Source organism: Staphylococcus chromogenes (assembly GCF_029024625.1).
Taxonomy (GTDB): domain Bacteria; phylum Bacillota; class Bacilli; order Staphylococcales; family Staphylococcaceae; genus Staphylococcus; species Staphylococcus chromogenes.
The window spans coordinates 1,698,381-1,724,186 of the sequence record NZ_CP118953.1 but is presented as its reverse complement, the minus strand read 5'-3'; the positions used below and the strand labels follow the sequence as shown (position 1 = coordinate 1,724,186).

The following is a 25,806-nucleotide window of genomic DNA, read 5'->3' as shown; positions in this document are numbered from 1 at the left end:
GTGAAAGTTTCGCGTAAGGGATTAAAAAACTGGAGGGATTATATTGGATCCAACGTTACTGTTAACCTATGGATGGGTCGTTTTAGTACTTGTCTTTTTAGAAGGTTTGCTTGCTGCAGATAATGCGGTCGTTATGGCCGTGATGGTCAAACATTTACCGCCAAAGCAACGTAAAAAGGCATTGTTTTATGGATTACTAGGAGCATTTGTATTTCGTTTTATTGCTTTATTCTTAATTAGTATTTTAGTCAACTTCTGGTGGATTCAAGCATTAGGAGCGATTTATCTTATCTACATGTCAATTAAAAATCTGTACGAATTCTTTAAAAAGAAAAAGCACGGAGAAGAAACGCCTGAAAATGATGACCATCATTTCGACGAATCAGGTGTAGAAAAAGAAGTAAGCGCCAAAGAATTTTGGGGTACGGTGGCGAAAGTTGAATTTGCGGATATCGCTTTTGCTATAGACTCAATGCTTGCGGCACTTGCAATCGCAGTCACATTACCTAAAGTGGGTATTCACTTTGGGGGCATGGACGCCGGTCAATTTGGTGTCATGTTCTTAGGTGGATTAATTGGTGTTATTTTAATGCGTTTTGCAGCAACGATTTTTGTTGAACTTTTAAATAAATACCCAGGTTTAGAAGCTGCAGCATTTGCAATTGTTGGATGGGTCGGTATTAAATTGGTCGTGTTAGTATTAGCACACGACGATATCGGTATAATTCCACATGACTTCCCACACTCTGCAACATGGCAAATCATCTTCTGGGCAGTGATGATAGGGCTTGTCATTGTGGGCTGGTTAACGTCAGTAGCCAAAAATAAAAAACATTCACATAAATAGGCTCATCTTAAAATACTAAAAGGAGTGGTAGCGCAATTTTATATATGCGAAACCGCTCCTTATCTTTTATTTTAGAGTGGATTATTAAAGAAATTTGAAGAACAATATGGCATAATAATAGAGAAGCACATAATTAAGGAGGGCGTGAAGATTGGATCAAGATAAAAAACATGTCATTCCGCGACACAAATATAAACGTAAAAGACGTGAATTTTTCCATAATGAGGAACGCGAAGCAAGAATAAAGGCTGAAGAAGAGGCGTCTAAACGAAAAGCTGAGCGAGAGAAAGCACAAGTTCAAAACAATAAAGAACGTGTTAAAGATAATTTGAGAAAAGCTCGGATTGAAAAAATTACCCATGAAGATAAATCGAACGGAACGCCTAAAACAGAGGCAGACAAATCTTCAAAGTCTGAAGCGTCATCTCAAAAAACTGAAGTTGTACAAAATCATTTATATAAGCAACAAGCTGAGGAAATTAAAAAAAGTGCCACAACGCAACAAAAAAATCATCCTACTACAGAAACAGAGTCAAATACGCATGAGGACGCACAACCTTTAGCGGAACATGAAAAACATCGTTATACATCGAAGAAAGATTGGACTGAAAAATTGTCTGCCTTTATCTCTAAAGAATGGGCAAAAATTTTGATTGTTTTAGCTGCGCTCTTAATATTAATCCTTTTATATGCGATTTTTACTAATGTGAACCATAGTGATGATAATGTGCGTAATGCGCTCGAACATCAACAAAATGAACAAGGGACACATAAAAAAATTACTAAAACGATGGAACATGCGAATGCAGCACTGAATTCCGTTGTTGCTGTAGAAAGTCAGTCTCAAGCAACTCCTGAGAATGTTCAAGATGTCAAAAATCAGTCGCAACAAGAAAATGAAACTGGTTCTGGTGTCGTCTACAAAAAAGTAGACGACACTCTTTATATATTGACCAATGCGCATGTCATCGGGACGACTAAACAGCAAACATTGACTTACTTAACTGATAAAAAAGTCACGGCGACAGTGGTAGGAACGGATAAATGGTCTGATATTGCCGTATTAAAAGTTCCAGCAAAAGAAGCGAAACAACTTCAACCATTACATATTGGAGATTCTAGTAAATTAGTACTCGGCGAGCCTATTATTGTTATGGGGAATCCTTTAGGCCTAGATTTTTATAATTCTGTGGGTGAAGGTATTGTTTCTGGATTAGATCGGAATGTACCCGTAGATATTGATAAAGATAATCAATATGATATGCTATTAAATGCTTTTCAAGTCGATGCATCTATCAATCCTGGTGATTCAGGTGGTGCCATTATCGATCAAAAAGGAGATTTAATAGGCATTGCTTCATTAAAAATTAGCATGCCGAATGTTGAGGGTATGGCGTTTGGGATACCGATTAATGATGCCTTGAAAATTGCTGAAAAATTAGAAAAAGAGGGTAAAATTGACTATCCTAATTCTTTAATAGGGATGCAAAACGTTGTGGAATTGAGTGAAAATGAGCGAGAGGCGTTAAAAATTCCAGACGATAGAAAAGAAGGTGTCGTCGTAAGACAAATTGAAAGTAATAGTCCAGCTAAAAATTCGGGATTACAAAAAGGTGATATTATTATAGAATTAAATAGACAACCTATAAAAGATACACTTTCTTATAGGCAGCAACTCTTTAAACATAGTGATACATCTCAAGAAGTGAAACTTAAAGTATTGCGTCAAGGTCACACGGAAAACATTGCATTTAAATTGAAATAATGTGGAGTGAACAATCTTGTCGATAGTAAATCAACTCTTTAGAAAAGCAAGCCCACAACAGGGGATTGTTTTATATTATCTTGTTGCGATTGTTGTCGCATTTTTATTATTGAATCTACCAGGGGTCCATAAACCTGGAGTAAAAGTCGCACCTATTGATACGCTTTTTGTAGCCGTATCAGGTGTGAGTGTCACGGGATTGACCCCAGTCAATATTTCAGAAACCTACTCCACTTTTGGTTATTTTGTCATTTTGCTAATATTAAATATTGGTGGAATCGGCGTCATGGCTATCGGTACATTGCTGTGGGTCGTTTTAGGCAAACATATCGGGATTCGTGAACGTCAACTGATTATGCTAGATAATAATAGGGAATCCATGAGTGGTACTGTAAAATTAATCCTCGACATTGTGAAAGCCATTTTATTAATTGAGGCAGTAGGGGCTATCCTGTTATCTTTTTATTTCTTTCGTGAATTGCATAATGTCAAAGAAGCGATTATTCAAGGCATTTTTGTCTCCGTTTCAGCGACGACGAATGGGGGCTTGGACATTACAGGAGAGTCGTTAATTCCGTATGCCTCTGACTATTTTGTCCAGACCATTATCATTTTTTTAATTATTTTAGGGTCGATTGGTTTTCCGGTTTTATTAGAAGTCAAAGCATACATTAAAAATAGAATACCTAATTTTAGGTTTACACTCTTCACTAAAATTACGACGGTGACCTATTTAGCCATTTTAGTTGTGGGTGTTGTTGGAATATTATTGATTGAAAGTCATGGTGTTTTAAGAGGTCATTCATGGCATGAATCTTTCTTCTATGCATTATTCCAATCAGCAACCACGCGAAGTGCAGGGTTACAAACCATCGATGTCTCTCAATTTTCTGATGCTACGAACTTGTTTTTAGGCGCATTGATGTTTATTGGGTCTTCACCAAGTTCAGTCGGTGGTGGAATCCGTACGACGACATTTGCGATTCTTATTTTGTTTTTAATCAATTATAAACCGAACGCGGAAAAATCGAATGTCAAAGTCTTTAATCGAGAAATACATACCCAAGATATTCAACGTTCTTTTGCAGTATTTATTATTGCTATTTTCCTTACATTTATAGGTATGTTTATTATGTTACTTGCAGAAGGTCGCGCATTTAATATTATTCATATTTACTTTGAAATTATGTCTGCTTTTGGAACATGTGGCTTATCCACAGGGGTTACTAGTCAGCTGAGTGGCATTTCTAAAGTCGTTCTCATGATCTTAATGTTTATTGGACGTGTCGGCTTAATTTCATTTATTATCATGTTTAGTGGAAATCGTGAGCCGGTCAAATTTCACTATCCAAAAGAACGCATTCAAATTGGATAGATTGATAACACGATATACCGAATATGTTAAGCAGTAGAGAAGCCATATTGATGGCCTCTTTACTGCTTTTTTAAAGGAAATGAATAAAGGGACGGCTAGTTTTACAAAATCTCATGCTATTGAGGAGTATGATAAAATAGAAGCAAATGTATAAAAAGGGGTACTGTTTATGCGCCAACATGAGGAAATTTGTCTTCATATTTTAGCGACATCTGACATTCATAGTCATATCTTAAACGGAGAAGAAGGAGCGCAACTCTATCGTGCAGGAACATACGTATCTGAAATTCGTTCGCGTGAAGAACATGTTTTATTGCTAGATAATGGAGGAAGCTTAGCCGGTAGTATTGTCGCGTTTTACTATGCAATAATTGCCCCACATAAACGTCACCCGATGATTAAACTGATGAATGCGCTCGATTATGATGCCAGTGGGGTCAGTGCCGATGAATTTAAATTTGGTTTAGATTTTCTTAACCGTTCAGTCGCATTATCACGTTTTCCATGGTTATCTGCCAATATTGAATATGCGATGACGCATGAGCCTTATTTTTCAACGCCGTATATTATTCATAAAATAGAAGACTTACGTATTGCTATCATCGGATTAACTTCAGAGTCATTAGTCAAAAATGAAAATATCGAAATGGAAAAAGATATTGCAATTGAGCGTGCGACGATTTCAGCAAAGCGATGGATTCGATATATCTATGAAGCTGAAGCCCCAGATTTTTTAATTGTGCTCTATCATGGAGGCGTTTCCACTTCACAACGCAATGAAAAAGCAAATACGGATGCCTATGCTAATGAGATTCTTAGTAATATTGGTATTGTCGATTTGTTTATTACAGGCCATCAACGCACAACGACATTAGAGCATGAAGATGGTACCTTATTTGTACGTGCAGGCCAAAACGGAGAACATCTCGTGCATGTTGAAGTGACATTTCGACGTCGCCAGTCCTCCTACGAAACACTTGTGATTCAGCCAAAAATTGTGTCATTAAGTGCATACGAAGAACATGAAGCATTATTAGAAATGACAAAGTATGACCGTCAAGCGGTGCAAAAATGGCAAAATGAAATAATAGAGGGCGTTCACGTAGATACGCGTTTCTCAGATTTTCAATCATTACTGGTTGAGGCGCACCCCTTCATTCAATTATTACATGAGAGTATGACACTACACTGTGATCAAACGATTAGCTGTGTGCATATCCCTATTCCTACATCTCATGGCTTTAAGACGCCTGTCCAACATAAAGATGTCTATGAGGTTTATCCGCATCCGGATTACTTAATTGATTTAACGCTAAAAGGACATATTATTAAAACGTTGATAGAAAAAAGTGTTGCATATATTCAAGTCAATGAAGGTCATCTTGAACTTTCCCAAATTGATCCGACCCATTTCCTATTTTGGAAGGGGTTTGAGTATACAGTCGATTTGTCGAAACCTGTACATCAGCGTGTGACGCAAATGACTTTGCGGCCTGATTATACGTATCGTGTCATCATGACAGATTATTGTTATCGTCATTACAGACAATATTTAGAAAACGCGCCAATACATGAAGTTTCCAAAGTGTCGATGACAGAATGTTTAATAGAACGTTTAACCCAAAAAGACGCACTTCAGTCCTCTTCGCAAAATATGACACTTATTGGATATTAATAAAAAAAGAGGCTAGTACATCTCTTATGGATGATGTGCTAGCCTCTTATGCTACAATTCAAATTTAATATTTGTTACGCCTTTACCCATGAAAAATAAGTAAAACGACGACCGCTACAATCTGTGCCACTGTTGTTGTTACGATTCGGCGTGTATAGGCATAACTGAATCCTAAAATCAGTTGGCATATAAAAATGAAAAATACAATCCACCAACGATCAAGGTAAATAAAGAAAGAGCTAGATAAAAGGGCACTAACAACAATTCCTACCCAAGGTTGGTGTGTAATCTGAGTGAGCTCTTTTTGTAAGATTGTGCGCATATACAACTCATGACAAGGCATCACACAGAGTAAAGTAATCAACATTTGCCATTTAAAATAGACGCCTGTTCGAGATAGTTGCTTAATAAGTGAAGTATAAGTTAAGTCTGAGGTGATAAAAGCAAAAATAACTTGAACGAGTACCAACACAATACCAGTACCTAGACCGATTGCAATAGATGTGAGTAAGCGTTTGGATGCAATATCGCGTTGATAAAATACGTAACTAATACCCGCAATGAGCATAATACCAGTATAAAGTTGCCAATACACATTATATTCACCCCACATGATGAGTAAAATAATGTGAAAGACAATAAAACTTAAAATAAACCATAGTAGCGGTTTGTTTAATTTCTTCATAGTATATTAACCTTCTTGTTCAACAATCTTATATCGTTTATGATTAATGACTGTTTTTTCTGGTAAATCAAGTGAAGCAAAATTGTCCATGATTGTGAGATCTACAATCACAGAATTATCATTAATTTTTTCAACTTTACCTCTAATACCATCGTAAAATTCTACAATATCTCCAACTTCAGCTATCGTCATACTTACGCCCCCTTAAAATTTAACTAGCATATATTGTACTAAAATTTACAATTTAAATAAACTATTTGCATTAATTTTAATCTTTTTGTCATCATTAAGTGTAAACAGTGGCAATTTCTCTTTATATGGGGCAATATTTAATTGAATCAACCTTATTAAAAGGAGAGAAGCAATATGAAATTTATTAGTAATAATAATGTGACTGATCCCACTTTGAATTTAGCGATGGAAGAGTATGTATTGAATACTGTTCCTATGGATAAAGATGACAGCTATTTTTTATTTTATATCAATCGTCCTTCGATTATCGTTGGGAAAAACCAAAACACGATTGAAGAAGTTCATCAACCGTACATTGAAGCAAATAATATAGATGTGGTCCGCCGTATTTCTGGTGGAGGCGCGGTATATCACGATTTTGGTAATTTAAATTTTAGTTTTATTTCAAAAGATGATGGCCAGAGTTTTCATAACTTCAAAAAATTTACACAACCTATTGTCGACGCTTTAAATAAAATAGGCGTGGACGCTGCGTTAACGGGGCGTAATGATATTCAAGTCGGTGAAGCTAAAATATCAGGGAATGCGATGGTTAAAGTAAAAGATCGTATGTTTAGTCATGGAACATTAATGTTAAATAGCGAGTTAGATGAAGTTCAAAATGCGTTACGTGTGAACCCTGCTAAAATTCAATCTAAAGGGGTGAAATCTGTACGAAAACGTGTGGCAAACATTCAAGAGTTTCTTGAAGAACCTATAGATATTGAGACATTTAAAAATATCATTTTAAAACAATTATTTGGTGATCAAGAGGTAGAAGAATATGTGTTAACCGACGAAGATTGGGCCAACATTGAAAAATTGAGTAATGAAAAATATCGTACGTGGGATTGGAACTATGGAAAGAATCCAAAATATAACTTTGAAAGAGAACACAAATTTGAAAAAGGGTTTGTTCAAATTAAGTTAGATGTTAAAAAAGGACGTATTGCACATGCTAAAATATTTGGCGACTTTTTTGGTGAAGGCGATGTAACAGAACTTGAATATGCACTTGAAGGTGTATTACATCAAAAGCAAGCAATTCAAGAAGCATTAGAATCATATGATTTCTATTATTATTTTGGAGATATTGCAAAAGAAGACATTATTAATTTAATGGTATAAAAAAATAACAGGTCGATGCATTGGTAATGTTCAATGTTTCGACCTGTTTTAATGGGAATGACTGGAACTATCCGAGTGTTTCAATTTCATGTTCCTCCAATTGTAAAAATTCTTCTGTATAGGCTTTGAATTGGGCTTCATTCTTATTACATAAAGCTTCATCAATTAATTGTTTTAACTTCTGTTTACGCTGAATTTTCAGAGCATCTTCAATGACCATTTCAACAGCGAGTTGATGAATCATACGCATGGCATCAGTAGTATCGTGTGTTTGTATTTCTATTTTGTGTTTCATGATAAATCACTCCTTATATGTTGTTAGAATAGTTAAATAAAAGTATATCGAAAGAAGGAGATAAATGCAATGAATATTCAGAATTTTTTTAAAATGGATTACGTCGCTCCTACGAGTTGTAAAATTAAATTTAAAAAAATATCAAATATAGGTTGACACTCTTGAAATTATGAATATAATAAAGGTATAAAGAGATATAAAAAATAATAAGAAAAGGAGGGATTCTATGACAGAATACCCTAATGCAAAAAAATATATCCTTATGAAAGGAGACATGCTTCTTCGCCCAATAGATGGTCCAAATGGCTTCAATGAGAGCACAGAAATTTTCCGCTATGATGCACCACCTATTATCGTTCACGAACCTCCGATTGAGATCATTGAGAACAGTTGTAAATGCTATGGTGAACCCTACCGCTTAAGAAAGGATCAAACGCAACGTATTTCAGATCTCAAAAGTAAACTTCCAATTAATATTACTCCGTTATTCCCGTCATTTTATTTTCCATCACATTCTGATAGAACTTCCGACAATTCATGGATTAATATGCATTTTGTTGAGCAAATAATAAAATTAAAAGGTGCACGTACAAAAGTCATTTTTGCGAACCGTCAGTCTGTTATTATTAATGCGTCAGAACATACAATCAGAACACAGTTTCGAAATTGTATTACTTTTTCTTATTTGCTTGATCGTAGAGCGAAAGTGCTTACGATGAACCCTGAAAAACCTATAGACTATAATCATGACAATTTTAATATTTTTGAGACGCTCTCAAGATATGCTGTTTTAGAGAAAAAGCGAGCTAAATTTGAACCAGCTCCGGATGCTTCAAAACCATTTCCAAATCTTCCAGAATTATAGAAGTTCCTTTTAATTGCTTCGTTTAATTTCTACGATTTAAACCATTTAAAGTGATACTCATGTTCAGTTAATACATTGATTTAAGTTTAGAAACTCAGTTGCAAGAATAACTTTTATTTTTCGTCATATTACTTTCTAGAGTAGTTATCAATATCTCAAAGTAAAAGACTTTGTTATAAGAACTTGTATGAAATGTTTTTATGTATTTGAGAAACTTCACGTGTCAGTCGTCTAGAAAACATTAATTACGGTAGATTTAAAAACATATCAGCTTGAAAATGACTTGAAAGCTATTTGTATCAATATTGGAATTTTTACTTGTTATACACTTATGCTTCTAGACTGTATGATACGCTAGAAGTATAAGTGTTCTTTTTGAGGAGTTCATTGAAGCATGTTTGAACGATTAAAATCTATGATGGAAGCCCCCATGAATCTTTTATTGCTCGCAGACCCTTCTGTTAAACGCGTGTATCGATATTTGGAAGAGGGCGTGTGTATGTTATACAAAGAAAAAGGTGAGGTTATCGGGTGTTATGTATTGATGAAGCGGGATAATGCTCGCATTGAATTGATGAATATTGCTGTGTGTGAGCAACACCAAGGCAAAGGGATCGGAAAATGCTTATTAAATCATGCCATCAATTATGCATCACAACACCAGTATCAAGATATTATTGTAGGCACTGGAAATTCAAGTCTTAATCAAATCGCATTTTATCAAAAAGCAGGTTTTAGGTTAGTTGACATTACATTTGATTTTTTCGTTCAAGATAATGAGCCTTTAATTTATGAAAATGGCATTTGGTGTCGAGACATGTTGCGCTTTGTAAAAAAATTATAGATGGGATTTCATGCTTTTTAGAATGCGGATAAATAGATAAGAGTGGTGTGGCTAAACGTCAGCAGTTCCTTTAATGAATTTTTGACAAGGACAGACAATTTAATTTGGCACTTCACAAAACCGAACATATGTTCTATAATATGTTTGAGGTGATAAAAATGATGGATCGTACACTTCCTCCAGAATATCAAGCAGAAACGGATTATCGTAAAATACCAAGACAATATTTGAATACGCGCATTCCAATGGGACGCGGAATTGTGAAATGGGCACCATTTGCGACGCTACCTGAACAATTTGAAAGAATTCAACAATTTGAGGCGAATCAACTGAAAATTGATCGTCCAGATTTAAGTGAAGATCAAATGATTGAAATCAATCATATGTTACACTTTAAAATATCTAAAAATGAAGTTGCGAAAATAAGCTATTGGCGCTCAGGTCATATTCACACGATAGAAGGGTATATTGCATCCATCAACACGTTAAACAATGAGCTCGTCATTACCAATGAACGTCAAAAGGATTATCTCACTATTGCTTTGAACGAACTTTATGCGATAGAGTAGGTGCGAATAATCATTTTATTGCGTAAAATGTAAAGTTGGCGGAATTCTGAAAGGGATAGTGTAAATATTCCGTTAACTTTTTTAATTTTAAGGCTTGATTTCTTCAAGTGAATTGATATAATAGTATCTGTGCTTACAAAAAATATTATTTATCCACAGTAGCTCAGTGGTAGAGCTATCGGCTGTTAACCGATCGGTCGTAGGTTCGAGTCCTACCTGTGGAGCCATAAGGAAACGTACTCAAGTTGGCTGAAGAGGCGCCCCTGCTAAGGGTGTAGGTCGCGAGAGCGGCGCGAGGGTTCGAATCCCTCCGTTTCCGTTATTTGTTTATATTTCTTAAATTTACCGTTGTATCACGTATCTATATACGTTGATATGACGGTATTTTGTGGTTCTATACTTTTAACGGTTGGTGAGTTGTTCACTAGCCGTTATTTTTGTTTTAAATACAAAAATAACACAAATATCTTCATAAATAAGGGACGACTACTCACTTTTAAGAACAAAATTTAGATAATGGCACTAATTTATTGTAAAAAACGCCAGTTGTTTGCGGTATAATAATAGGTGAAAGTGCGTGGATTGAACACTGATGATATCAATAGTGGTAGGTATAGGGTTACTTATATATATTATATTTTATTTGTAAAAGAACACTGCAATTGCGGTGTTCTTTTTTGTTATTTACATGAAAATAAAGCTTTCGCATTTCATAAATTTGAAGAATCCTCTAGAATAATAAATAAAGGAGGCGCGCTTATGATACGTGAAGCGAAAGAAGCAGATGCGCAATCGATTGCCGAATTGTCCTACATAATTTGGAAAGATATGGAATTAGAAATTGTAAGGAAATATCCAAAGGAAGAAGTCATTCAAGCAATACAACACAGTGTGACGGACATCCCTTATCGCAATCATTATCGACATGTTCATGTCTACGAGGTGGACAGTCAAGTGGCGGGGATGATTGTCACTTATGAGGGGAATAAAGAACTACAGTACGAACAGTCTTGGAGGACGCTCACTTGTGCTAAAGCGTTCCCTTTATCTACAGAAACCCCATTACCCGTCAAAGAAGCCGATGATGGGGACATTTACATAGAATCAATTGCAACTTTTCCAGCGTTTAGAGGGCGTGGGATAGCTAAAGCTTTAATGCAACATGTGATGTCCCATTATAAAGAGCAAAAGTTAAGTTTAAATTGTGATCAAACGAACACGGTCGCGAGAAAAATTTATGAACAAATGGGATTTCAACCGACAAATAAAAAGACGTTGTATGGTCACACCTATCATTATATGACCTATCAAAGCTAAGGAGGGATAGGATGCTTGATTTAAAAAATGTGAGTTATCATGTCGATGATCAACGCATTTTAAATCAAATTGATTTGAAGGTAAAACCAGGGGAAGCGATTGCTGTTGTAGGACCCTCTGGCAGTGGAAAGAGTACCTTGCTTCGGGTTATTGGTGATTTAATCTCACCGACTGAAGGAAATATTTATTTTAAGGGGCATGCTTATCAAGATTATTCGCCTGAAGAACTAAGACAACGTGTGAGTTATTTACCCCAAAGAGTCGAATTATTTGGAGAGACAGTTCAAGATAATTTAGCGTTTCCTTCTATTGCACGTGACCAGTCTTTTGACAAAGCACGTGCAAAGCATTTGCTAGAAGTAGTAGGATTGAAAAAATATAAATTGAACGCTTCTGTCCATCGTATGTCGGGAGGCGAACAACAACGGATTACCATTGCACGTCAACTCATGTATCAACCTGAGTTGTTACTGTTAGATGAAGCGACAAGTGCGCTTGATGATAAAAATAGTGCGCAAGTTGAACAATTGATTTTTGACATGGTAAAAAACGGAACTTCTGTGTTATGGATTACGCATAACAAAGCGCAAAGTGAACGTCATTTTCATCGTGTTATCACGGTTCGCAATGGTGAAATAGAGAAGGGGGCGCACGCATGACAACAACGTCGCTCTTATTGACTTCTCTTTTATTGCTCGTTCCTATTTTTATTTCTTATAAAGAAAAATTACATATTGCCAAAGATTTAATCATTGCGGCGATACGTGCAGTCATACAGTTGGTTTTAATTGGCTTTTTATTGGAATTTGTATTTAAAGTACAAGAGGCATGGATTGTCCTTGCTTTAATGTTAGTGATTATGATTAATGCTGCAGCCAATACGCGTAAACGAGCTTCTTCTATTCAACGGCATGTTTTTTGGGTTTCGTTTATCGCCATTATGACAGGGGCGGTGTTATCACTCGGTGGTGTTTTACTCACGGGAGCGATTAATTTTACACCTAATGAAATCATTCCTGTTGCTGGAATGGTAGGTAGTAACGGTATGATTGCGATTAATTTAAGCTATCAAAATTTAGACCGCATTTTTACAAAGGAAACGGAATCCATTGAGGCGAAGCTTTCGCTAGGTGCTGCACCATCACTAGCGGCTAAAGATGCGATTCGTGAAAGTATTAAAGTGGCTATTGTCCCAACCATCGATTCTGTGAAGACTTATGGGCTTGTTTCCATTCCGGGGATGATGACAGGTTTGATTATTGCGGGAGTACCACCATTACAAGCAATTAAATTTCAATTAATGGTTGTATTTATTCATACGACGGCGACGATCATTTCGGCATTAGTGGCGACATATTTAAGTTATCGTCAGTTTTTTAATTATCGCCATCAATTGATACAAATTAAAAAAGACGAAACAAATCCCACTTAACCGTTGTTAAGTGGGATAATGTTTAAATATTACCAAGTAACGCGCTAATATATATGCCAAGTGCATATAAGAGTCCGAAAAATGTGTTTGTTTTTCCAGCTGCTGCCATGGCAGGCATCATTGAAGCAGGTGTATCGTGCTTTTTAAAGCGACGGTACACTTTAATTGGCCAAGGAAAGCTCAGTAAAACGAGTAAATAGAAAATAGAGCCTCCTGCGACAAAAAACACGGTATAAATCACCCATACATATGCGATTACATACATTACTGCAAGAACAATTAAAGAAAGACGCTTACCTAACAAAATAGGCAATGTACGTCGGCCGCTTTGTCGGTCCTTGACACGATCTCGTATGTTGTTCGCCATATTGATAAGACCGATTGTAATCACTATTGGAATACTCATCCAAACCGCAAACCCTTCGACATGGCCGATTTGAATAAAGAAGGCAATTAAAATGATAATCATGCCCATGAATAACCCTGAGAAAATTTCACCAAAGGGTGTCCATGAAATCGGAAAAGGGCCACCTGTGTACAAATACCCAATAGCCATACAAATGAGTCCTACAGGGATAAGCCAAAATGACGTTTGAGCTGCTATAAAGAGACCTAAAATCGCTGCGATGACGTAAAAGGCAATCGCTAAGTTGAAGATAGATTTAGGAGTCATTCCATGTCGGACGATTGCGCCACCGATACCTACTGATTCGTGGTCATCGAGGCCTTTTTTAAAGTCGTAATATTCGTTAAACATATTTGTTGCTGCTTGAATAAGAAGACAAGCGAGCAACATTGCTAGAAATAATCCAATATTAATGCGATCTTCACTCCCAAGTTGAAAGATTTTTGCGAGTGCAGTACCGACCAACACTGGAATAATAGCAGCAGTTAGCGTGTGCGGACGCATTAACAACCAGTACTTATGAAAGGCTGAATGTTGCTTAAATTGATTCACCATATAGATCAAAACCTCGATTAATTATATTGTTAATACAAAAACAGTATAGAAAAGTTTATGTATGAAATCAATAACAAACTCTATGAATTAAGCAATGTTCCACACATTTAACATTAAAAAATGTTAAAATGATTGTTAATGGGATTATGATTATGAGAAAGAAGTGAGAGAAAGATGACTGTTGACGTTGGTGAGCAGGAAATCATTGACGCAATAGCGCACACATCGAAAACCTGGGTATCCATAGAGGTGCGTTTATCACGTACATTGGATCCAGTTACATTATTTAAAAAGACCAATCAAGAAGCGGGTAACCGCTTTTATTTTCGGCTGAATGATAATGAAACAGCTTATTTTGGGTGTCGCGTTGCCAAGGAGTTTAAAAATAATAAACAGAATAAGCGTTCTATTTTTGAGGAATGGAATCAGTTTAAAAATGATATCGCACTCATACATCCACAGTCTGAAAGACATCATTTAAGAATCTGTGGAGGGTTTCAATTTTCAACGAAACGAACAAGTTCGGAATGGCATCAATTTGGGATGAACCATTTTATTTTACCTGAAATTTTAGTTTCTCATGTAAAAGGAGAAACGTATTTAACTTATACTGTCCCAGTTGAGCAATTTCATTATGAAACGTTTAAAGAATGGGAAACTTTTTTTAATACATTAAATGACGACAACGCCTCTGTCACACCTGAAGAACAACAGGTCTGTCGTCAAATGGATTTAGACGTCGAAGAGTGGGAACAGTTAGTTGCTAACACAATTCGTCAGCTTGATACAGATGAAAAAGTCGTTCTGTCTCGTCGACGCGCAATAGAGTTTAATACATCAATTGATATTGCTTTGGTGTTAGAAAAAGCACTTAAAAATGAAAAAAACAGCTATTTGTTTGTTTTAGAGTCTGGGGAGGATTGTTTTATATCACAAACGCCAGAACAACTCTTTAAAGTGCAAGAGGGGATGCTCTCTACTAAAGCTGTGGCAGGTACCATCAAACGAACACCAAATCCACAACAAGATAAAACGCGCGTTCACGCCTTTTTGCAAGATGATAAAAATCTAGGGGAGCATCACATTGTTGTGGAGAGTATTTTAGAAGATATCAAGCCATTTGTTAAAAATGTGAACTACAACAAAACACCAAGTATTTTAAAAAATGATCATTTGTATCATCTATATACAGAAATTTCAGGGACACTCGCAACGTCCAACTATATTGAACTCATTGATGTGATGCATCCAACGCCGGCTTTAGGGGGTTATCCAAAAGCACAAGCGATGACTTACATAGATGCACATGAATTTAATGCGCGTGGACTTTACGGTGCTCCTGTTGGCATGATAGACATGTATGATGACAGTGAATTTATCGTTGCGATTCGTTCCATGTTGATTCAAGGTAACCAAGCGTTATTATTTGCGGGGGCAGGCATTGTGAAAGATTCTGATGCCAAGGCAGAGGTTGCTGAAACGGCTTTGAAATTTAGTCCGATGATGGACGCATTAGGGGTGAACTAAATTGACGCACGCACAACAACAATTAACTGAACAAGTATTTCATTTTGTCTCTGAACTTTACGCATATGGAGTGAGGGAAGTGGTCATTAGTCCAGGATCACGCTCGACGCCGATAGCGATTGCTTGCGAATGTCATCCTGAACTAAAAACTTGGATACATCCAGATGAACGCAGTGCTGCTTTCTTTGCGCTCGGTTTAATCAAAGGGAGTCAAAAGCCTGTAGCGCTCGTTTGTACGTCTGGCACGGCAGCAGCGAATTATGTTCCTGCAGTAGCGGAAAGTCATATTAGCCGTTTGCCACTAGTCGTTTTAACGAGTGATCGACCACACGAACTGCGTGAAGTAGGGGCACCACAAGCCATCAATCAAGTCAATATGTTCGAAAATTATGTGCGTTTTCAATTTGATATGCCTATAGCAGATGGCACAGCGTACACTCTGGAAGCTAATCGCTATCAACTGCAAAAAGCAAGCCAATATTTTGTCGGCCCGCATCAAGGACCCGTTCACTTTAACTTGCCTTTTAGAGAACCACTTACACCAGACTGGTCACGGACAGATTTGTTAACAACGCATAAGTACACGTTACCAAAATACCAAAAAGCGATTGATCCAACACCCATCCAATCCATATTAAAACAAGTCAAAGGACTCATTATTGTGGGGGACATGCAACATCAAGATGTGTCTCAACTGTTAACTTTTGCGACTGAATATGATTTACCTATACTAGCGGATCCTTTAAATCCAATTCGACGTACAGAACATCCTAACGTGGTGGCGACTTATGATTTATTATTACGATCTGGTTTAGCCTTAGAAGCAGATTTTGTTCTTCGTGTAGGAAAACCGGTGGTCTCTAAAAAGTTGAATCAATGGTTAAAACAAACTAATGCATCGCAAATTCTTATTCAAAATAGTAAAGACATCGATGCTTTTCCTAAAATGCCTGATTACTTTTATGAAATGTCAGCGAATGATTTCTTTAGATCTCTCAACACATTAGAAAGTACTTATCGTAAAGTGTGGTTGAAGCATTGGCAAAAATTAGAAATTCAAGCGCGCGACATTATTTCAACGCATCAAAAACAAGCCTCAGATGAAGCCGGCTACATTTCTCGCTTGTTAGATAAACTGGATGAGACGGATCATCTTTTTGTAAGTAACAGCATGCCTATTCGAGATATCGATAATTTGTATTTTAATCGTAAGTTCAGTGTTTATGCGAATCGAGGGGCTAATGGAATTGATGGTGTTGTTTCTACAGCACTCGGGATGGCGGTACATAAAAAAGTGACTTTATTGATTGGTGATATCGCATTTTATCATGATATGAATGGACTGCTCATGTCAAAATTAAATGACATTCATATGAATATTATTTTAGTCAATAACGATGGTGGCGGAATTTTTTCATATTTACCTCAGAAAAAAGCAGCGGGTCCACATTTTGAACGCTTGTTTGGAACACCGACGGGACTCGATTTTGAAAATACAGCGCATTTGTATCAATTGGGATATAAACGTTTTACAGATATCCAATCATTTGAATACGCTGAGTTAAATGCGATGTCAGCGACACTCTATGAAATTATGACAGAACGTGCATCTAACTATGAGGCGCATCAAGAACTCTATGAAAAATTAAGCGAGGTTGTCAATGTTACACTATAAAATTTATGAGGCAAAACAGACATCGGAAACCGTGCTCATTATGTTGCATGGGTTTATAAGCGACAGTTCAACGTTTGACCAGCATATTGCAACGTTAACTCAAAAGACCCATGTTGTTACGATAGATTTACCTGGGCATGGAGAAGATATCTCAGATGACCATCAATTATGGGATTTTCAATGGATTAGCCGTGCATTGCATGAAATTGTAATGAAAGTTCAAAAGCGTAAAACGGTTTTACATGGGTATTCCATGGGGGCAAGAGTTGCACTTTATTATGCATGTCGGTACCCAGAAACCCTTGACGGCTTGATTTTAGAGAGCGGTTCTCCAGGAATTCAAACAGAGGCCCAACGTATTGAGCGACAACAAGTTGATGAGGCTAGAGCGAGAGTGCTTGATATAGCTCCCTTAGAAACTTTTGTGAACGACTGGGAACAGTTGCCACTTTTCCAGTCACAGCGCTTTTTATCTGACGTAGAACGTCATCGTATTCGTGAGATGCGCTTACGTCAATCTCCAAAAGGATTGGCGAAAGCTTTGCGTGATTACGGGACAGGCGCAATGCCTCCACTTTGGAATGAATTAGAGGTTCTCCAATTGCCTGTGTTACTAATAGTTGGAGAATGGGATGAGAAGTTTATAGAAATTGCACAACGTATGCAAGAACAACTCTTTGACGCTCAATTAGAAATTGTCCCAAGTGTTGGACATACGGTTCATGTGGAAGATGCGACAAAATTTGATACAATAACATTAGCGTTTATTAATGGTTTAAATAAGGAGGGCAACCATGGCTAGACAATGGGAAACATTAAAAGAATATAAAGAAATTAAATATGAATATTTTGAAGGTATCGCTAAAGTAACGATTAACCGTCCAGAAGTACATAATGCTTTCACACCCAATACGGTTCAAGAAATGATTGACGCATTCACACGTGCACGAGATGACGAACGTATCGGTGTGATCATCTTAACAGGTGAAGGGGACAAAGCATTTTGTTCTGGCGGAGACCAAAAAGTGCGAGGCCACGGCGGATACGTCGGTGACGACCAAATTCCACGTTTAAACGTATTAGATTTACAACGTTTGATTCGTGTCATTCCTAAACCTGTCATTGCAATGGTTAAAGGTTACGCTATTGGTGGCGGTAACGTACTTCAAGTGGTTTGTGATTTAACGATTGCGGCAGATAATGCTAAATTCGGTCAAACAGGACCAAAAGTCGGTTCTTTCGATGCGGGTTATGGTTCTGGTTATTTAGCACGTATTGTTGGTCATAAAAAGGCACGTGAAATTTGGTACTTATGCCGTCAATATGATGCACAACAAGCGTTAGATATGGGAATGGCAAATACTGTTGTTCCTTTAGATAAAATTGAAGATGAGACTGTTCAATGGTGTAAAGAAATTTTACAACATTCACCAACAGCTTTACGTTTCTTAAAAGCAGCGATGAATGCAGATACAGACGGATTAGCAGGCTTACAACAATTTGCGGGTGACGCAACGTTATTATACTATACAACTGATGAAGCAAAAGAAGGTCGAGATGCGTTTAAAGAAAAACGTTCACCAGATTTCGACCAATTCCCTAAATTCCCATAAACTTTTAATTAAGATATGATATATTAAACAAACGCCTTTCAAAGTAGACAATGCAAACTTTGAAAGGCGTTTTTATGTGTAAGCAATAAGGTTTATGCTTGTGGATAATAGGTGTCAAGATACGTCTTAAGTCGTTTCATGCCTTCTTTTAACGCATCTAGATGATAGGCGTAAGAAATACGTACATAACCTTTTCCATATTCGGTAAAGGAAGAACCAGGCACCATCGCTACCCGTGCTTTTTCCAAAACTTCTACACAAAAATCATAGTCGTTTTCAGTAAAACGTGTGATTTTTGGAAAAATATAAAATGCGCCTTGGGGAATAGATTCTAGTTCAAATCCCATTTTAGTTAAAGCATCCACTAAGTAATCTCTTCGTTCAGTGTACGCCGCATTCATGCGTTGAGGGGCATTTACGCCTTCAGACAGCGCAGCGACTGTTGCCACTTGTGCCGGAACATTCGCACAAATACAATTGTAGGCGTGCATGAATGTCATTTTTTCAATGATGTATAAAGGGCCCGCTAAAAACCCCATGCGAATCCCAGTTGCTGAGTGTGATTTGCTTAATCCATTAATAAGAAGTAATTGGTCTTTAAGCGCTTCAAATTGGGCAAAAGAAGTGTGTGTTTGATTAAATGTATTTTCAGCGTATATTTCGTCACTAATCACAAACACCTCATATTTTTTTAAGCAATCGACAAGCGCTTTAACTTCGTCAAAACTCAATGTCGCACCAGTAGGGTTAGAAGGATAGTTGAGTAAGACCACTTTTGTTTTTGCGGTCATATGACTTTCGATTAAAGAGGGGGTTAATTTAAATTGTGTTTGGCGCGTATCGACAAATACAGGGACGCCCCCTAATGATTGAATTAATGGGATGTACCCGGCGTAAACGGGTCCTGGTAAAAGCACTTCATCCCCTGGGTTTAAAATACATCGTAAGCTCGTGTCCAACGCTTCTGATGCCCCGTTCGTCATAATAATGGATTCAGCATCATAGTTGACGTTATAGCGGGTTTTTAGAAATTGCGAGACGGCCTGACGAGTTTCAATTAACCCTTTATTGTGAGAATATGTCGTGAGGTTGTCAGAGATTGCTTGTTGATAAGCATTTTTTACAACTTGAGGCATTTCAAAATCAGGTTGACCTACAGTCAGGTTAATCACATCCTCGATTTGACTAATTCGGCTTGAGAATTGTCGTATAGAAGGTGCTTTCAAATATTTAGATTGTTCATTGAGTTCAAGTTTCATAACATCACATCCTAAAAAAAGAGAAGTTATTTCAAAGCATATCATACTTTGAACAACTTCTCTTGATTTGTTTACGGATAAGGTTTAAATTGTGAAGGTTTTTGCAAATGGACGAAAGGATTCATCCATTTGGCGATAAAATTGGTTGACCATAGCCATACAATAAACAAAGATAAAATAAAATTATAAAGAAGACCAAGGGCAGGGTGATCAATGAATGCAAAGAGATTATGACCACGTATAATCCCTATAAATAACCCGTGTAACAAATAGACATACATCGTTCTTGAACCAATATAGGTCCATTTGAACTTTCTCGTAGGGACTAAATTTAAAAAGGCAAACATAGATGAAAAGATTATCATATAAAGTGTTAACCGTTTTAAAGGACTCCATATCACATTCCATCCCTCTGTATTAGCATACGGAGAACTTCCAAGTAACCATGATGAACTAATTGGGTGAATATAATACCCGATATAGAAGAAGATGAGAATAAACATAGAGATCGGCACAAACTTTTTCCATCTAATCCAACGACTAAAGCCACCATCAAGAATATACCCAATGTAAAAAATAGGGAAGAATACTAATGTACGTGACCAACTTAAATAGCCATCGATATTGGATGAAAATCCGGCTAATACCGCAATCAAAATGGCGATAGGCAAAACAATAATCGGTTTATAATCTCTCACAATCACAATGATGACGTTAAAAAAGAACAAGGTCAGTAAAAACCATAAAGCAAATACAGGGTCAAATGGATCTAAATCAATCGTACTATTTTTTCCTGTAATAAAATAATATATCGAGAAAAATGCAAAAAAGATGAGGTAAGGCCCAAGTAACTTTTTCCCTACTTTTTCGATATAGCCGGCTTTCCCTACGTTTTTAGCAAAATATCCTGAAATAAAAAGGAAGGCAGGCATATGAAAACTATATATCGTTAAATACAATGCATTTATCGCCGAGTGTGTATCTGTATACGGTTGTATCAAATGTCCAAAAACAACTAAAAAAATAAGTATTGCACGGGCATTATCAAAAAATGCATCACGCTGGATTCCATGTGCCATAAGACAAATACTCCTTTTAAAATCGTTACTATAAATGTATTACAAATGATAGGGACAATGCAATTTAAAAGGGGTTCCTATCATATTTAAACAAAGAGAAAGGGTTATTTTTCTAAGCGGTGTTATATTTTTATCACGCATCTGAAGTATCCAATGACTAGAGCGTTAGAGTCAATTTTGAATTTTTAAACATGAGACATCATAAGGCATACGTACTTGAATCAGTCACAGTAACTATGACCTTAGATATTATGAGTGAGAGGACGATCTATATTAACGTTTTAAAATTACGCTTGAGATACGTGGCTTTAGAAAGTGGTTTTTACGAAGCATACAACGAACAATGCATTTCAATAATCTAAATGAGCCAAGACTTCGTTTCGTCTTGGCTCCTAACATTTATATACTAGATTTACTTTTTGTAATGATCAACGTCAAAGAATTTACCTACAGCTGCAATTTGATCGTAGAATTGTTTCATACGCGCAGCATTATGGTGCGCCCAGTTAATATCTGTAGCATATTGATGTGTACCTGGGTTATTAGGATTCCATCTCATACGGTATAACGTATTTTGTCCGATGCCAATGTAACGGTCTTTAATAAATGATGCACCACCGATAATGGCTTTGCTCACAGTGTTCCAACCATAAGCTTCAGCAGTTTTAAAACCACCACGAATCGCATCTGTATCGACCGCGCCGATACCAAACATATTGTAGAATTTGCGCGGAGCGTTTGTGACCACTTTATTGTTAGCATCCACATATCCACCATTGGCAAGTGTTGAAGTTCCGTTACCTGTTTCTAATAAAGCGTGTGAAATTAAGTAAATTTCATTAATATTATTCATTTGTGCCGCTTCTTTAAATGCTGCGCCTTGACCAGCTAAAATGCCTTTGCCTACAAGTAATTTATCTAATTGAGCAGCATCTAACCCTTGATATTTGTCCAATTTAAGGAATTGGTATTTTTGAGTTGGGTCTTTTTCAATAAGTGACGGATTCATAGCATTAGCTACTTCAGTACGTGATGCATCCACCCATTGACCAGCGACATGCTGAACTTGTGGTTTATATGACAAATTCATTTGTGTATCTACAGCTTGGTTAAAAGTATACGGCGAGTTAAAGTAGCGTGTAAGTTGTGTACGCAAGTCTGATGATTTAATCCACGCACGTGTCCCGTCATTAAACTGACCGTAGTACCATGTCACACCATTAATGATAGCTGAGCGTTGTACTTTAAAAATACTTTCATAATAGCTTGATAAGTTACCTTTTGCGTTTGTATCACCTGCATTAGTGTAATATTGACCATTACGGTTATAAACGACATAATATTCAGGTTTAGTAAGTGTTTTAATTTGTGTTGGTGCTGCTTTGAGTTGTGTGACTGCCTTAGCGGCTAAGTCATTTTTGTTTATCCAACCCATTTTTTGATTCACATTACCAAAGAGGTAAGTATCTTTACCCACTAAAACAGATTTCGTTGCATTGAATGTACGATTTGATAGATTTTTCAAAGTATCGATACGTTGATTTGAAGTTCCCCACGGTATCGCATATAAACCCGATGTTGTTGCATTCACAGTATATTGTCCTGAAGTAGGGACTTCTTTACCTAATGCACGTGTATTGACGTCTTCAGCTTTAAACCATCCAAGTGGTGTATTATTTGCGCTCTGTAATAATACAAAGTTTTGGTTATTTGCAGAAGCGGTTTTTGTAACTTTATATGTGCGATTCGCATACTGTTTTGCATCTTTCGCAGTTGAATCATAGATTGTTGCACGCATACCTGATGTCGTAGGCTTTAATTGACCAATTTGTGAAACCGCTTGTGCAACTTGTTGTGTTGCTTTAGGTGCTGATAATAACGTTTGGTTCACCCAGCCAGAGAGGTTGTTTGCAGTCCCATAAATATAAACAGCATTCGCAATTTGCTTTTGTTGTGTCGCTTTAAAGTTTTGAGCACCTGTACCGCTTACCGCACCAGCGACTTGAGCACTTGTCCCCCAAGGCACCGTATAAAGTTTTGTACCTGCAGGAATTGTGAAGTTTTTACTGATTTTAATCGCAGGTTGACTTGTGCGGTATTCCACATCAGATTGTTTCACCCAACCTAAATTCGTACCTTTATTGTAATCTGTGACTAAATAAAATTGGTCGCCATTAAGAGAGGCTTTTTTCGTCACATTTAATGTTTGATTCGTTGCTGATGTTTTCTTGCCATTAGCATCATAAACAGAGGCATAGAGCCCATTATTTGTCGTTTTGATACGACCTACACCTGTATCAGCAGTAACTTTGAGTTGATTTGTAGGTGCTTTTAATACGGATTGATTCACCCAACCAGACAAGTTGTTTGCAGTGCCGTAAATATAAACACTGTTCGCAATTTGTTTTTGTTGTGTCGCTTTGAAGTTTTGAGCACCTGTGCCACTCACTTTCCCAGCAACTTGTGCATTTGTACCCCAAGGCACACTATAGAGTACAGTTCCGGCTGGAATTGTGTATGATTGGTTGATAGTTTTAGCAGGTTGGCTTGTGCGATAATCTACATCAGATTGTTTGACCCAACCTAAGTTAGAACCTGTATTATAATCAGAAACGAGGTAGAAGTTATTGCCATTTAGAGATGCTTTTTTTGTGACATTCAATGTTTGATTCGTTGCTGATGTTTTCTTACCTGCTTGATCATAGACAGTTGTATAAAGTCCGCTATTTGTTGTTTTAATGCGTCCGACACCCGTATCTTTATTTACTGTTAATGGTGACGAAGGAGTTGTACTTGGCGTTGACGGTGTTGATGGCGTTGTAGTGCCGCCTGTTGAGTATGCTGGTGAAGCTAAGCCCATCTTAACCATATATTTTTCGTTAATTAAATCATACAATTCGTTATATGAGTAACCACGTGATTGTAAATAACCATGAGGGTCAGAATGGTCTGTACCTCCTAAGAATCGTGACACAGCATCATGTGTCCATACAGTTCCCTGACCATCATACTCAGCACTATCAGGACGTAAGTTATAATATTGTAAGTTTGTTGCTGCATAATCCGCAAAGTTATTCATTTGACGCGCAAAATTATCATAACCATAGACGTGAACGAGTTCTATATTAATGAAACGTTCGTTAGCATTTGGTCCTGCACCCCATGAAAGATAATCAGTAGGTTGGGTTTCAATAATGCGTTGATCACTAATAAATCCATGGACAAAAGCACTTTGATAGTTACGTTTCATATAACTGATTTCACCATCAATAGTTGAATTTGGATTAGCAGTATCATGCACTACGATTCCTTCAGGACGTCCTACACCGTTACGGTAGCCATATTTAGGAAAGTAACTTGAAAAATCTTCCTCATAAGTAGGAACAGTGTAGTTTTGTTTACGAATGTAATCATTAATTTGAGATGACACTTGTGGTTTATAGGCTGCGGGTGCAGTTGCGCGTAACGCAGTAGTGCCTGCAGAACGGAACGCAGTTGTCCCTGTATTACTAGAATTTAAGGATAATGTCGCAGGTCCACCTTTGCCACCTACACGAGGAGGTGTAGGACCATCTGGATTAGCATTAATGTCTGTGTCATTTGACTGAGTCGCATACGTATTTTGTTTAGCAGTTAAAGATGGGTTTGAATTCGTATTATTTTCACTAGAAAGTTGTGACTGTTTTGATGTTTCAGCAGAAGATGGTGCCACAGATGCTTGTTCAGGTTGTGTTTGTGTCTTTGTTGTGTCTGTATTTGAAGTCGCTTCAGTTTTCAGAGATGCGTCTGTATTTGTTGGAACATCTGTTGTATTGTTAGAAAGTGTCTCAGCTGTAGTATCATTTGAAGTCACTTCAGTATTTGCAGATGCGTCAGTATTTGGTTGAATCTCAGATGTATTGTTAGAAAGCGTCTCAGCTGCAGTGTCATCTGAAGTCGCTTCAGTTTTCAGAGATGCGTCAGTATTTGTTGGAACATCTGTTGTATTGTTAGAAAGTGTCTCAGCTGTAGTATTATTTGAAGTCGCTTCAGTATTTACAGATGCGTCAGTATTTGGTTGAATCTTAGATGTATTGTTAGAAAGCGTCTCAGTAGAAGCGTCATTTGATGCTGAAGCTTCGTTTACCGTTGATTGGTGATAAGCTTCTGGTGAAACTTGTGCCTCGTTATGTAAGTTAATATGACTATCTTCAGTTGTATTTGTAGTTGTTGAAGAAACATCACTTGTTGATGTTGTATCGTTGGCTTGAGTTGGAGTAGTCGTTTCATTTGTAGTGACTTGCGTCGGGTCTTGGTAAGATTGTGTGCCGGAAATAGTAGCCTGTTGAGACGTTGTCGCTGATTTTGCTTGTTCTGCCTGTTGTAAAGCATTTTCACTGTCAATGACTTTCTCAGGTGCTTGTTGTGTCGTGTTTTCAGCTGCGTCAGCATGATGTGCTGAAATCGCTGTTCCCGCAATCGTCAATGCAATAATAGAAGGTGTTTTATACCCAATTTTTTTTACCATTTCATTACCCCTTTAATCATTAAGATAGTATAAAGTTGATTGAGTTCATTATATAGTGTCAGAAATCGCAAATGGTGATTTTAATTGTATTGTAATTTAATTTTAATAATCGTCCCCCGAAATGCATTAGATTAAAACATTTATATATATTGATTTT

At 37.0% G+C, this 25,806-nt stretch carries 22 protein-coding genes and 2 tRNA genes; 17 read left to right on the top strand and 7 right to left on the bottom strand.

Translation table 11 applies throughout. The annotated features are described in order from the left end of the window. The first annotated feature begins 37 nt into the window (after positions 1-37). The 4 genes from PYW36_RS08405 to PYW36_RS08390 all read left to right on the top strand — a co-directional run bounded on the left by PYW36_RS08405 (position 38) and on the right by PYW36_RS08390 (position 5,662). Entirely contained in the window at positions 38-847 is an 810-nt protein-coding gene (locus PYW36_RS08405; RefSeq protein WP_165806227.1) for a TerC family protein, read from the top strand. A gap of 151 nt (positions 848-998) precedes the next feature. Then, positions 999-2,612, top strand: a complete 1,614-nt coding sequence (locus PYW36_RS08400) for a S1C family serine protease (RefSeq protein WP_103159395.1) — start codon at positions 999-1,001, stop codon at positions 2,610-2,612. A gap of 16 nt (positions 2,613-2,628) precedes the next feature. Beyond that, on the top strand, positions 2,629-3,987 hold the full coding sequence (locus tag PYW36_RS08395; protein ID WP_037572111.1) for a TrkH family potassium uptake protein: 1,359 nt from the start codon (positions 2,629-2,631) through the stop codon (positions 3,985-3,987). A 169-nt stretch (positions 3,988-4,156) separates the two neighbouring features. Next, positions 4,157-5,662: a bifunctional metallophosphatase/5'-nucleotidase gene (locus PYW36_RS08390; RefSeq protein WP_103159396.1), complete on the top strand. Its 1,506-nt coding sequence runs from the start codon at positions 4,157-4,159 to the stop codon at positions 5,660-5,662. An 82-nt stretch (positions 5,663-5,744) separates the two neighbouring features. On the opposite strand, the gene PYW36_RS08385 is transcribed toward PYW36_RS08390, so the two are convergent. Next, entirely contained in the window at positions 5,745-6,347 is a 603-nt protein-coding gene (locus PYW36_RS08385) for a CPBP family glutamic-type intramembrane protease (RefSeq protein WP_103159397.1), read from the bottom strand. Between the two features lie 6 nt (positions 6,348-6,353). Further along, a complete protein-coding gene (locus PYW36_RS08380; RefSeq protein ID WP_037572105.1) occupies positions 6,354-6,539 on the bottom strand; it encodes a YkvS family protein in 186 nt (61 codons plus the stop codon). A gap of 174 nt (positions 6,540-6,713) precedes the next feature. Here PYW36_RS08380 and lplA point away from each other — a divergent pair, with 174 nt between their 5' ends. After that, entirely contained in the window at positions 6,714-7,706 is a 993-nt protein-coding gene (gene lplA / locus PYW36_RS08375; protein WP_103159398.1) for a lipoate--protein ligase, read from the top strand. Positions 7,707-7,773: 67 nt separating this feature from the next. Here lplA and PYW36_RS08370 read toward each other — a convergent pair whose 3' ends face one another. Beyond that, positions 7,774-8,001: an IDEAL domain-containing protein gene (locus tag PYW36_RS08370; RefSeq protein ID WP_103159399.1), complete on the bottom strand. Its 228-nt coding sequence runs from the start codon at positions 7,999-8,001 to the stop codon at positions 7,774-7,776. Positions 8,002-8,227: 226 nt separating this feature from the next. On the opposite strand from PYW36_RS08370, the gene PYW36_RS08365 reads away from it, so the two are divergent. The 8 genes from PYW36_RS08365 to PYW36_RS08330 all read left to right on the top strand — a co-directional run bounded on the left by PYW36_RS08365 (position 8,228) and on the right by PYW36_RS08330 (position 13,028). After that, positions 8,228-8,866: a competence protein ComK gene (locus PYW36_RS08365; protein WP_051604934.1), complete on the top strand. Its 639-nt coding sequence runs from the start codon at positions 8,228-8,230 to the stop codon at positions 8,864-8,866. A gap of 394 nt (positions 8,867-9,260) precedes the next feature. Then, positions 9,261-9,710 (top strand): GNAT family N-acetyltransferase, encoded by a 450-nt coding sequence (locus tag PYW36_RS08360; protein ID WP_103159400.1) that lies wholly within the window; start codon positions 9,261-9,263, stop codon positions 9,708-9,710. A 158-nt stretch (positions 9,711-9,868) separates the two neighbouring features. Then, entirely contained in the window at positions 9,869-10,279 is a 411-nt protein-coding gene (locus tag PYW36_RS08355; protein ID WP_037572095.1) for a YolD-like family protein, read from the top strand. A 152-nt stretch (positions 10,280-10,431) separates the two neighbouring features. Further along, positions 10,432-10,506: transfer RNA gene (locus PYW36_RS08350), tRNA-Asn, on the top strand. A gap of 3 nt (positions 10,507-10,509) precedes the next feature. After that, positions 10,510-10,598 (top strand) — tRNA-Ser (locus PYW36_RS08345). Positions 10,599-11,038: 440 nt separating this feature from the next. After that, positions 11,039-11,596 carry a GNAT family N-acetyltransferase gene (locus PYW36_RS08340; protein WP_037571946.1) on the top strand — a complete coding sequence of 186 codons (558 nt, stop codon included), beginning with the start codon at positions 11,039-11,041 and terminating at the stop codon, positions 11,594-11,596. Positions 11,597-11,607: 11 nt separating this feature from the next. Beyond that, positions 11,608-12,255, top strand: coding sequence for an ABC transporter ATP-binding protein (locus tag PYW36_RS08335; protein ID WP_103159401.1), 648 nt, complete (start codon positions 11,608-11,610; stop codon positions 12,253-12,255). Further along, the gene (locus tag PYW36_RS08330; protein WP_103159402.1) at positions 12,252-13,028 is read left to right on the top strand and encodes an ABC transporter permease; all 777 of its coding nucleotides are present in this window, start codon (positions 12,252-12,254) and stop codon (positions 13,026-13,028) included. Before PYW36_RS08335 ends, PYW36_RS08330 begins: the two co-directional genes overlap by 4 nt. Before the next feature lie 22 nt (positions 13,029-13,050). Here the strand turns inward: PYW36_RS08330 and PYW36_RS08325 are convergent, their stop codons facing one another. Further along, a complete protein-coding gene (locus PYW36_RS08325; RefSeq protein ID WP_037571937.1) occupies positions 13,051-13,989 on the bottom strand; it encodes a 1,4-dihydroxy-2-naphthoate polyprenyltransferase in 939 nt (312 codons plus the stop codon). Positions 13,990-14,163: 174 nt separating this feature from the next. On the opposite strand from PYW36_RS08325, the gene PYW36_RS08320 reads away from it, so the two are divergent. From PYW36_RS08320 to menB, 4 genes are read left to right on the top strand one after another with little or no spacing between them, the layout of a single operon-like run. Beyond that, entirely contained in the window at positions 14,164-15,516 is a 1,353-nt protein-coding gene (locus tag PYW36_RS08320; RefSeq protein ID WP_103159403.1) for an isochorismate synthase, read from the top strand. A gap of 1 nt (position 15,517) precedes the next feature. Beyond that, positions 15,518-17,191: a 2-succinyl-5-enolpyruvyl-6-hydroxy-3-cyclohexene-1-carboxylic-acid synthase gene (gene menD, locus PYW36_RS08315; RefSeq protein ID WP_103159404.1), complete on the top strand. Its 1,674-nt coding sequence runs from the start codon at positions 15,518-15,520 to the stop codon at positions 17,189-17,191. Then, positions 17,178-17,993 (top strand): 2-succinyl-6-hydroxy-2,4-cyclohexadiene-1-carboxylate synthase, encoded by an 816-nt coding sequence (gene menH / locus PYW36_RS08310; RefSeq protein ID WP_037571929.1) that lies wholly within the window; start codon positions 17,178-17,180, stop codon positions 17,991-17,993. Before menD ends, menH begins: the two co-directional genes overlap by 14 nt. Then, positions 17,986-18,804, top strand: a complete 819-nt coding sequence (gene menB / locus PYW36_RS08305; RefSeq protein WP_037571924.1) for a 1,4-dihydroxy-2-naphthoyl-CoA synthase — start codon at positions 17,986-17,988, stop codon at positions 18,802-18,804. Before menH ends, menB begins: the two co-directional genes overlap by 8 nt. A 92-nt stretch (positions 18,805-18,896) precedes the next feature. On the opposite strand, the gene PYW36_RS08300 is transcribed toward menB, so the two are convergent. The 3 genes from PYW36_RS08300 to PYW36_RS08290 form a co-directional block, all read right to left on the bottom strand. Then, positions 18,897-20,063: an aminotransferase class I/II-fold pyridoxal phosphate-dependent enzyme gene (locus PYW36_RS08300; protein ID WP_037571921.1), complete on the bottom strand. Its 1,167-nt coding sequence runs from the start codon at positions 20,061-20,063 to the stop codon at positions 18,897-18,899. A gap of 71 nt (positions 20,064-20,134) precedes the next feature. Beyond that, positions 20,135-21,142, bottom strand: a complete 1,008-nt coding sequence (locus PYW36_RS08295; protein WP_037571918.1) for an acyltransferase family protein — start codon at positions 21,140-21,142, stop codon at positions 20,135-20,137. 412 nt (positions 21,143-21,554) lie between these two features. Then, the gene (locus PYW36_RS08290) at positions 21,555-25,649 is read right to left on the bottom strand and encodes an N-acetylmuramoyl-L-alanine amidase (RefSeq protein ID WP_103159405.1); all 4,095 of its coding nucleotides are present in this window, start codon (positions 25,647-25,649) and stop codon (positions 21,555-21,557) included. Positions 25,650-25,806 lie beyond the last annotated feature (157 nt).

Excerpts from the sequence above, each read along its gene's own strand:
- PYW36_RS08295 (WP_037571918.1), bottom strand. The coding sequence starts at position 21,142 with ATGGCACATGGAATCCAGCGTGATGCATTTTTTGATAATGCCCGTGCA.
- PYW36_RS08290 (WP_103159405.1), bottom strand. The coding sequence starts at position 25,649 with ATGGTAAAAAAAATTGGGTATAAAACACCTTCTATTATTGCATTGACG.
- PYW36_RS08330 (WP_103159402.1), top strand. The coding sequence starts at position 12,252 with ATGACAACAACGTCGCTCTTATTGACTTCTCTTTTATTGCTCGTTCCT.
- PYW36_RS08300 (WP_037571921.1), bottom strand. The coding sequence starts at position 20,063 with ATGAAACTTGAACTCAATGAACAATCTAAATATTTGAAAGCACCTTCT.
- menB (WP_037571924.1), top strand. The coding sequence starts at position 17,986 with ATGGCTAGACAATGGGAAACATTAAAAGAATATAAAGAAATTAAATAT.
- lplA (WP_103159398.1), top strand. The coding sequence starts at position 6,714 with ATGAAATTTATTAGTAATAATAATGTGACTGATCCCACTTTGAATTTA.
- PYW36_RS08370 (WP_103159399.1), bottom strand. The coding sequence starts at position 8,001 with ATGAAACACAAAATAGAAATACAAACACACGATACTACTGATGCCATG.
- PYW36_RS08380 (WP_037572105.1), bottom strand. The coding sequence starts at position 6,539 with ATGACGATAGCTGAAGTTGGAGATATTGTAGAATTTTACGATGGTATT.
- PYW36_RS08365 (WP_051604934.1), top strand. The coding sequence starts at position 8,228 with ATGACAGAATACCCTAATGCAAAAAAATATATCCTTATGAAAGGAGAC.
- PYW36_RS08325 (WP_037571937.1), bottom strand. The coding sequence starts at position 13,989 with ATGGTGAATCAATTTAAGCAACATTCAGCCTTTCATAAGTACTGGTTG.
- PYW36_RS08355 (WP_037572095.1), top strand. The coding sequence starts at position 9,869 with ATGATGGATCGTACACTTCCTCCAGAATATCAAGCAGAAACGGATTAT.
- PYW36_RS08360 (WP_103159400.1), top strand. The coding sequence starts at position 9,261 with ATGTTTGAACGATTAAAATCTATGATGGAAGCCCCCATGAATCTTTTA.
- menH (WP_037571929.1), top strand. The coding sequence starts at position 17,178 with ATGTTACACTATAAAATTTATGAGGCAAAACAGACATCGGAAACCGTG.
- PYW36_RS08335 (WP_103159401.1), top strand. The coding sequence starts at position 11,608 with ATGCTTGATTTAAAAAATGTGAGTTATCATGTCGATGATCAACGCATT.
- PYW36_RS08340 (WP_037571946.1), top strand. The coding sequence starts at position 11,039 with ATGATACGTGAAGCGAAAGAAGCAGATGCGCAATCGATTGCCGAATTG.
- PYW36_RS08320 (WP_103159403.1), top strand. The coding sequence starts at position 14,164 with ATGACTGTTGACGTTGGTGAGCAGGAAATCATTGACGCAATAGCGCAC.
- PYW36_RS08385 (WP_103159397.1), bottom strand. The coding sequence starts at position 6,347 with ATGAAGAAATTAAACAAACCGCTACTATGGTTTATTTTAAGTTTTATT.
- PYW36_RS08390 (WP_103159396.1), top strand. The coding sequence starts at position 4,157 with ATGCGCCAACATGAGGAAATTTGTCTTCATATTTTAGCGACATCTGAC.